This window comes from Symbiobacterium sp. (genome assembly GCF_040797425.1).
In the GTDB taxonomy this organism is placed as follows: Bacteria; Bacillota; Sulfobacillia; order Symbiobacteriales; family Symbiobacteriaceae; genus Symbiobacterium.
Genome location: NZ_JBFNEH010000103.1, coordinates 1 through 4,306, shown reverse-complemented (window position 1 = coordinate 4,306; position 4,306 = coordinate 1). Strand labels below are relative to the sequence as shown.

General features: G+C 62.1%; 3 protein-coding genes. All 3 read right to left on the bottom strand.

Features of this window, described 5'->3' with window-relative positions:
- Nucleotides 1-339: 339 nt before the first annotated feature.
- Genes AB2385_RS16665 through AB2385_RS16655 form a run of 3 tightly spaced genes read right to left on the bottom strand, consistent with a single transcriptional unit; the run spans nt 340 to nt 4,081 of the window.
- Nucleotides 340-2,013: an ABC transporter permease gene (locus AB2385_RS16665; protein ID WP_367656138.1), complete on the bottom strand. Its 1,674-nt coding sequence runs from the start codon at nt 2,011-2,013 to the stop codon at nt 340-342.
- Between the two features lies 1 nt (nt 2,014).
- Nucleotides 2,015-3,115, bottom strand: coding sequence for an ABC transporter substrate-binding protein (locus AB2385_RS16660; protein ID WP_367656137.1), 1,101 nt, complete (start codon nt 3,113-3,115; stop codon nt 2,015-2,017).
- Nucleotides 3,116-3,160: 45 nt separating this feature from the next.
- On the bottom strand, nt 3,161-4,081 hold the full coding sequence (locus AB2385_RS16655) for an ABC transporter ATP-binding protein (RefSeq protein ID WP_367656139.1): 921 nt from the start codon (nt 4,079-4,081) through the stop codon (nt 3,161-3,163).
- Nucleotides 4,082-4,306: the final 225 nt, after the last annotated feature.

Here is a 4,306-nt window from a genome sequence, read left to right as displayed (position 1 = left end):
GCCATCCCGTCCCACGCAGCCTCGACAGCCCTCGCCTCGACCCACCCTCACAAGCCTTCACACAGGCAACCCCCCACCGCAGCAGGCTTCCAACCCCCGCCCGAAACCCTACAGCCATGCGGAACACGCTGTGTCAACGCTTGGGAGACTCGCCGCCGGCCGCACCGGGTGCGGGCGTTGCCCCGGCCCCCCAAGCCGCCAGCCACACCGGGCACGGGCGGCGCAGCCCATCAACCCGGCGCCGCGCAGACTGGCGGGAACTTCGTTGTCCGCCATGGGGGGCCGTGCGTCGGCCAAGGGCAAATGAAGGGAGGCACCCCCGCGGGTGCCTCCCAAGACTTATAGACTCACCTTGCCCCGGCTCAGCCAGTACATCAGCAAGTTCCCGATCAACACCAGGATCAGGATCAGCACCGAGAGCACGGCGGCAGACTGGGGTGACGCGAACGAACTCAGATGGTACAGATGGTAACCAACCGGCGTCGCCTTGCTGCTGTACAGCATCACCGACATGGTCAGTTCGTAGAACGACGGCATGAACACCAGGAACCAGCTGCCGATCACCGAGGGGGCGATCAGCGGAATCGTCACGTCCTTAAACAGCCTTAGCCAGGTGGCGCCGCTGGAGAGCGCCGCCTCCTCCAGGGAGGGGTGCACCTGCTCCAGGGCTGCGGCAGCCTGCCGCACCGCGTAGGCAAGGTGACGCACGAAGTAGGCGACCACCAGGATCCAGAACGTGCCGTAGAGGTTCAGCCCGTACTTGCCCGAGAAGGCCAGGATCATACCCAGGGCCAGCACGATGCCCGGCGTGGCGTTGCAGAAGGTGGTCAGGAAGTCCGGAATGGTCCGGAAGCGCATCCGGGTCTTCACCTTCAGGTAGGCGACGAGCAGGCCGACCAGCGTGCCGCCCGTGGCGGCGAGCAGTGCGGCGAGCACCGATGTGCGCAGCGTCCGCCAGGTGTCGTCGTCGGCCAGAACCGCCCGCCAGGGATCCAGCGAGAGGTTGTTGAAGGCGAACCCCTTGCCCATCGTCTTGACCAGGCTCGTCATCACCAGGGCCAGAACCGGCAGGATGGCGAAGATGAAGCAGACGATGGAGAAGACGACCACCAGCGGCCACTTCCACCGCCCCAGCTCAACGACCACGGGATGGGTCGACTTGCCGCCCAGCGTGAAGTACTCCCGCTTCGACAGGTACCAGTTGGAGAACCAAAGCACCACGGTGGACAGAAGCAGGAGCACTACGGCGAGGGCGGTGGCTTCGTGCATCGCATCCGGAGTGCCCACGTAGACGTAGCTGACGATCCGGGTGGTCACCACCTGGAGTCGGCCCTGCGTGCCGATGATCGACGGAATACCGAAGCAGGAAGATGCGGCGACGAAGACCAGCAACGCACCGGCGGCAATCGCCGGCGCCGTGAGCGGCAGGGTGATGTCCCACAGCGCCCGCAGCGGGTTGGCACCGGAGATGCGGGCCGCCTCCTCGAGCGACGGGTCCATCTTCTCCAGAGCCCGGCTGATCGACAGGAAGGAGAACGGGAAGTAGAACAGCACGAGCACCCAGACCAGACCGCCCATCGTGTAGATGTTGAGCGGCCCCTGCTCGATGCCCGGGACCAGCGCCCGGATCCACTGGTTCAGGTACCCGATGCGCGGGTTCGCCAGGTAGGTCCAGGCGATGGCCCCGACGAAGGGCGGGATCATATACGGGATGATGATCAACATTCGGAAGAGCTTCTTGAACGGCAGGTCGGTACGGCCCACCAGCCACGCCAGCGGAAACGACATCACCGTACCGATGATCATCGTCAGCCCCGCAGCCTTCACGGTGTTCCACACGGCGGTCAGGTTGGCCCGGTTCAGGTAGACCTCCCTGAAGTTGTCCAGGCTGACGTGGCCGTCCACGATGAAGCTGTTGATCACCAGCAGGCAGATGGGGAAAATGCCGAAGACGAGGAGCACGGCCACCGCCAGGGCGATGGCCACGCTCTTAGCATCCAACCGCAGCCGCATACTAGTTAGACCCCATGATCTGGAGGAACTTGTCCTTAACCGCACCCGAGGTTTCGGCCAGATCTGCCCAGTCCACCTTCATCGAGTTCGCATTGAACTCGGCGAGCGGCCTCGCGCCCTTGGGCGGATCCACGTCCGTGCGCACCGAGTGCATCCAACCGATCGTGATGGCCTGCTGACCCTCCTGGGAAAGCCACCAGTCGACGACGGCCTTCGCAGCCTCCGGATTCTGCGTGGTGCTCAGGATCCCGATGGGCGACGGGATAATGACGCAACCATCCTCGGGATAAACGATCTCAACAGGTTCGCCACGATCCTTGATCTTGAGCAGGTTTTCCTCAAGGATGATGGCTACCTTGAACTCACCAGTGGCCAGCTTGGTCTCGACGGAAGAGTTACCGCCGCCGTTGACCGCGCCGTTATCACGCATCTGCTCCCAGTACTCCCAACCGTACTTCTGCGCCAGCGCATACGTGGAAACGAGAGCAGTGCCAGACTGGGTCGGATCGACGAACACCACCTGGTCCTTCCACTTGGGATCCGTCAGTTCGCGGAAGGACTTCGGGGCCTCCGCGGCCGAGACGAGATCGGTGTTGTAGCCGATGACCACGTTGTTAATGCGCACGCCCGTGTAGGTGTAGTCCTGGCTGTCCGAGTCCACCGCGACCGCGTCGAAGTTCACCGACTTGTACGGAAGCAGGAGGTTGTTCTTCTTCAAGTAGATGTAGTAAGAAGGATCCGCAACCATCAGCACGTCTGCGCCGATCTTGCCCGCCTCGATCTCAGCGGCCATCTTGGCCGTCACCTGCTCGGTGCCACCCTGGAACCATTCAACCTTGAGATTCGGGAAGGCCTTCTCCAGCTCAGGCGAAACGACATCGATGATGTCGGGGTACATCGAGGTGTAGATCGTGATCTTGCCGGACGGCCCGGAGCCCGTATCCGTCTGCTGTGCGTCAGTGCCGGCAGTCTGCCCAGAGCTCGCCGTCGAGCCAGAGTTGCCAGACTCGGAAGCCTTACCAGAGCTGCTACCGCTGCCGCACCCGGTGAAGAGCGCTGACAGAGCCAGGAGAAGCGAGAGGACTACTGCAATCCGTTTCATGACAGAACTCGGCCTCCTTCTGCGTCTGCGTCTGCCAATCCGAGACTAAAGCGGGAACGCGAAGGCGTGCTGAATCTGGAGCACCACAGAATCCCCTTCGGCAAACTGTCCCTGCAAAGGGTTGCAGGTCACACGGATCTCGCCCCCGCTTGTCTGCACAAAGTAGTCAATCTGGTCCCCCAGGTAGTACCGCCGGAGCACGGTACCCCGCACGGTGCCTATTCCGCTGCCCTCGTGCTGCATGACGATATGCTCGGGACGGATGGCAGCGATGACCCGCTTGTGGTCGCCATCGGGCAGGTTTACCTTCAGGATCAGGTCGTCGCCGATGCGGATGGTACCGTCCTTGTCGAGAACATCCGCTTCCAGGAAGTTCACGAGGCCCACGAAATCGGCCACGAACCGGCTCTTGGGCCGATCGTAGATCTCGCGGGGCGGAGCCACCTGTTCGATGACGCCCTTGTTCATGACGATGATCCGGTCGGACATCGCCATGGCCTCTGCCTGATCATGCGTAACATAGATCACCGTGATGCCCAGGCGCCGCTGGATCTCCTTGATTTCAAAGCGCATGGCCTCACGCAGCTTGGCGTCGAGGTTGGAGAGCGGCTCGTCGAGCAGGAGCATCTTCGGCTCGGCCACGATGGCGCGCGCCAGGGCCACCCGTTGCTGCTGACCGCCCGAGAGCTGGCTCGGCATCCGGTGCTCCAGCCCGCTCAGGTGCACAATGTCCAGCGCCCGCAGCACTCGCTTCTCAATCTCCTGCTTCGGCACCTTGCGAATGCGCAGCGGGTAAGCAACGTTCTGGAAGACATCCATATGGGGCCACACCGCGTAGGACTGGAAGACCATGCCGATGTTCCGTTTCTCAGGCGGAACAAAGACAGACGTGCTGCTCACCAGCTTGTCGCCAAGCCAGACCTCACCATCGGTTACCTTCTCGAAACCGGCCACGATGCGAAGCATCGTGGTCAGGTTGAAGACAAAATCCGGGTAACCCCTCGCGGGTGCCCGGATTTTGTTGTACAATGGCAACATGAGCAGTATCTGGCGGTGGTGAATGCGGTGCTTCGGGAACATGGGCATGCTCAGCGCAAGTATGAGCTCGTGCTGATCGAAGACTTGGTGCCCCAAGATCTATAGTGGACCCAGAAAACTAGACACGAAAAAGGCGATTGATAAGCTACAATC